This is a genomic window from Pseudomonas sp. MF06569 (genome assembly GCF_059862735.1).
On sequence record NZ_JCBCUZ010000058.1, the window covers coordinates 1 to 4,435 of the forward strand.

Consider the following 4,435-nt stretch of genomic DNA (forward strand, 5'->3'; position numbering starts at 1 on the left):
GGTAGTTGCCTGGGGGCGGGGGCCTGTGTGGGAGCGGGCTTGCTCGCGATGGCCGTGCTTTGGTGACTCAGTCACACCGAGCAGTTCGCATCCCAAGCCAGCCCGCTCCCACAGGTTTTGCAGTGGTTTCTACAGGATTTGCTATGCTCGCGCCCTCGACCGCAAGCGCCAACATAGGCGTGTCCAGTTCACATTGAGCCTATTTATGTCTGCTGATACTCAAGCCACAACGGTGCGTTTTTCCCGTTCCGACTACAGAACCCTGGGCCTTGCCGCCCTGGGCGGGGCGCTGGAAATTTACGACTTCATCATTTTCGTGTTCTTCGCCCTGACCCTCAGCCAGCTGTTTTTTCCGCCGGACATGCCCGAATGGCTGCGTTTGCTGCAAAGCTTCGGGATTTTCGTGACCGGTTATCTGGCGCGTCCGTTGGGCGGGATTCTGATGGCGCACTTTGCCGACCATCTGGGACGCAAGCGGGTCTTCAGCCTGAGCATCCTGATGATGGCGCTGCCCTGTCTGCTGATCGGGATCATGCCCACTTACGCGGATATCGGTTACTTCGCGCCGCTGATCCTGTTGGCGCTGCGCATCCTGCAGGGTGCGGCGGTAGGGGGGGAGGTGCCCAGTGCCTGGGTATTTGTGGCCGAGCACGCTCCGGCCGGTCGCCGGGGCTTTGCCCTGGGTTTCCTGCAAGCGGGGCTGACCTTTGGCTACTTGATTGGCGCCTTGACCGCGACGCTTCTCGCCCAGATGTTCACACCAGCAGAAATCCTCGATTACGCCTGGCGCTTTCCCTTCCTGCTCGGTGGCGTATTCGGTGTGATTGGCGTGTGGCTGCGTCGCTGGCTCAGTGAAACCCCAGTGTTTTTGGCCCTGCGCGAGCGTAAGGAAGGCCGGGCCGAGTTCCCGTTGCGCACGGTTTTGCGTGATCACCGTGGGTCTTTGCTGCCGGCGGCGTTGCTGACCTGTGTCCTTACCAGCGCCGTGGTGGTGTTTGTGGTGATCACGCCGACCGTGATGCAGCAACGCTTTGGCATGACTGCCAGTCACACCTTTGCGTTGAGCAGCCTGGGCATTGTGTTTTTGAATATCGGCTGTGTGCTGGCCGGTCTGATCGTCGACCGTATCGGCGTCTGGCGCAGCATTGCGCTGTACAGCGTTTTGCTGCCACTGGGTATCGGCCTGTTGTACGCCAGCCTGGTAGGTCAGTGGGCACTGCCAGGCCTGGCCTATGCATTTGCCGGTTTGACCTGCGGGATTGTCGGGGTGGTGCCGTCGGTGATGGTTGGCCTGTTTCCTGCGCCGATCCGCGTCTCGGGCATTTCGTTTACCTACAACATCGCCTACGCACTCTGGGCCAGCACCACGCCGTTGCTGCTGATCGCGCTGATGCCGTGGAGTCCGTGGGTGTGCGTGGCGTTCTGCGGGGTGATGGGGGTGGTCGGGTTGCTCACGGCCCGGCGCTATGGTTCCAGCGGTGCCACTCAGGTCGAACAGCGCTTGTTGGCCAAGGCCGAGATGTAAGGGTTTGACCTTCTGTCATCGCAGTGATTGCTGGCTTTAATAGGAAGCATTACTATTCGCGCCCCACCTGTGTAGTCCCCTGCGATGACTCAGAAAGTGCCCCGTAAAACGGGCTTCTTTGACCATTACGAAGAGTTGATCGGAACCTGGACCCGGCGCCTGCGCAACCGACAGCAGGCCCAAGACCTCGCCCATGACACTTTTGTCCGCGTGCTCGAATCCAATCTGGATGCGGTCGAGCAACCGCGTGCGTATTTGCACCAGACAGCACGCAATATCGCGGTGGACGGTTTTCGTCGTGAAGAACTGCGCGACGCCAAGGAGCAGGCAGGTGCTGCTTCAGGGGCGGGCGAAACCGGCGATCCGGAGCAGTACATGCGCGCCCTGCAGTTGGCTGAGTCGGTTGAAAGGGCACTGCAGGAACTCCCGATCAATTGCCGTAAAGTCTTTGTCTGGCAGAAGATCGAAGGCCTCACCCAGGCCGAAATTGCCGAGCGCCTGGGGCTGTCCAGGAACATGGTGGAAAAGTATATGATCCGCACCCTGCGCCATCTGCGTGAACGTGTGGGGCCTGCGTGATGACATCGGTAAAGGATTGCATGATGGATACACGTGACTGTACGTGTGACAGCGCGAGCGTGCGCGATGCTGCCGCGACCTGGTTTGCGCGGGTGCAAGCGCAAACCCTGAGCGTGGCCGAGCAGGCCGAATTCGAGGCCTGGCTTGCTCAGCACGCCAGCCATGAAGTGGAATACCAATGGCTGGCCAGCCTGTGGTCCGCTGCCGACCTGCTGCCCAAGGCCCGACTGCAGGCGTTGTGCGAAGCGCCGGCACCCAGGCTTGAGCGTCGCTCGTTTCTGGCTTACGGGCTGGCCGCGAGTGTTGTGGCTGCAGTGGCCGGGGCGGGTCTGTGGATGCAGCTGCACTCCTCAGCGGGCTACCAGGCAGAGTTCGCCACGGCGATGGGCGAGCGGCGCACAGTGACCTTGCCCGATGGTTCATCCATTGAACTCAATGGCCGCAGCCAGGTACGGGTCAATTTCGAACGCCGCCAGCGCACGGTCGAGCTGCAACAGGGCGAGGGAATGTTCAGCGTGGCCCGGGATGCCGACAGACCGTTTGTGGTTCAGGCCGGGGCCGGGCAGGTGACAGTGACCGGTACCCGTTTTGATGTGCTGCGTGAGGGGGACCAGGCTCGGATCGCGGTGGAGTCAGGGCATGTGCGGGTGCAGGGTGCCAATCCGGACGCAGCGGTCAACCTGACGGCGGGGCTGGGTACGGTCGTCGACGCGCAGGGGCAGGTGGCTGCCGTGCAGCCGGTCAATACTCGAACGCTGACGGCCTGGCGCAAGGGGCAATTGGTGTTTGAGGACGCCACCTTGGGTGAAGTGGCCGCGCAAGTGTCCCGTTATCGCGACAAGCCTGTGCACGTGAGTTCCCCGGCGATCGCCCGGTTGAGGTTGTCCAGCGTGTTCAAAACCGATGACACCGATGCGCTGCTCAAGGCCTTGCCACAGATCCTGCCGGTCGCTGTCCGGGCGCGGGCAGACGGCAGCCAGGAAATCATTGCCCGAAAATAATTGGGCAATCGATTCAGGTTTTTTTCGAGTTCTTCGTCTTCTTGATCAACTGCAACTGGTTTGCATTAACAGTCGCTCTCAAGTGCGATCCACAGGGCAAGACTCGACGTGAAAAACAACAATTTTCGAGGGCGACTTTTTTCGCTTGAAACACCTTTGAGTACTCCAGCTTCTATTCCCCGAACGCGCTTGCTGCCGCTGGCGTTGGCCCTGGCGGTCAGCGCAGCGATGCCGGGTGCCTTTGCCGGGCAATCCCGGTCGAATGCCATTCACATTCAGTCCCAGCCCTTGGGTGGCGCATTGAGCCAGTTGGCTCAACAGACCTCGCTGCAGGTGTTTTTCAGCCCGCAACTGGTGGCGGGCAAGCAGGCGCCTGCGGTCGATGGCAACCTGTCGCCCGAGCAGGCCCTGGCGCAGTTGCTGCAGGGCAGTGGCTTGAGCTACGCGCTGGATGGCGATGCGGTGACCCTGGGGGTGGCGCCAACGGTCAGTGCCGCACCTTCCGGCCCGCTGGAGCTGGGGCCGGTGGATGTGAAGGTGGTCGGTAACTGGCTGAGCGATGCCAATGACGCGGTGGTGCAGAATCATCCGGGCGCCCGGACGGTGGTGCGTCGCGAGGCAATGGTCGAGCAGGGCGCGATGAACGTCAGTGACGCGCTCAAGCGTATTCCGGGGGTGCAGGTGCAGGCGTCCAACGGTACCGGCGGCAGCGATATCTCGCTGAACGTAGGCGTACGCGGTTTGACTTCGCGGCTGTCGCCGCGCTCCACCGTGTTGATCGACGGTATTCCGGCGGCGTTTGCGCCCTATGGCCAGCCACAGTTGTCGATGGCCCCGATTTCGCAGGGTCTAGCTGTTTCTAATAATTGTGATCTAGGTCGCCAAGCGGGTGGAGGCTCTGCATTCGCCTGATTGGGGGCCGGATACGGAAATAGCCAACGGAGTGATAATGGAAGGGGGGGTGAGGCTGTGGGTGATAGCTAATGGTTTGGAGATATATCCTTGAACCTATGGCTGCTTAGCTCAACGAAAAGATAGGCGGTATTTTCTACTCTGTGTGAGTAGGATATATGTCCGTGAAGGTCATTATTTGGTTTAAAGATACAAGTATGTATCGTGGCAGGATACATAGTGGTTGTAAATTCCTACGGTGTAGGAATGTGTATATCCGCAAAGCGAAAAATAGCTTCACGGGTATAAGTAGGCGGCCGCGAAAACTGAGTGCAACACCTGACCTTTCCGGTACGGTGCTGCCCCTATGTCCTATTCCGAACTCAGCGTTGAAGAGCGCGCGATCATTCAGCTCAGTCAAGCTCAAGGCTTCACCCTG

Annotated in this window: 3 protein-coding genes and 1 pseudogene; all 4 read left to right on the forward strand. The window is 60.2% G+C overall.

Annotation, left to right across the window (positions count from 1 at the left end; translation table 11 throughout):
- Nucleotides 1–205 precede the first annotated feature (205 nt).
- Nucleotides 206–1,525, forward strand: a complete 1,320-nt coding sequence (locus tag AC19YQ_RS24680) for an MFS transporter (RefSeq protein ID WP_219261238.1) — start codon at nt 206–208, stop codon at nt 1,523–1,525.
- Between the two features lie 84 nt (nt 1,526–1,609).
- Nucleotides 1,610–2,104, forward strand: coding sequence for a sigma-70 family RNA polymerase sigma factor (locus AC19YQ_RS24685; protein WP_500596159.1), 495 nt, complete (start codon nt 1,610–1,612; stop codon nt 2,102–2,104).
- A gap of 23 nt (nt 2,105–2,127) precedes the next feature.
- Complete coding sequence (locus tag AC19YQ_RS24690; protein WP_500596160.1) at nt 2,128–3,105, forward strand: FecR family protein; 978 nt, start codon at nt 2,128–2,130, stop codon at nt 3,103–3,105.
- A 156-nt stretch (nt 3,106–3,261) separates the two neighbouring features.
- A pseudogene (locus AC19YQ_RS24695) lies at nt 3,262–3,996 on the forward strand (STN domain-containing protein); the annotation flags it as partial.
- Nucleotides 3,997–4,435: the final 439 nt, after the last annotated feature.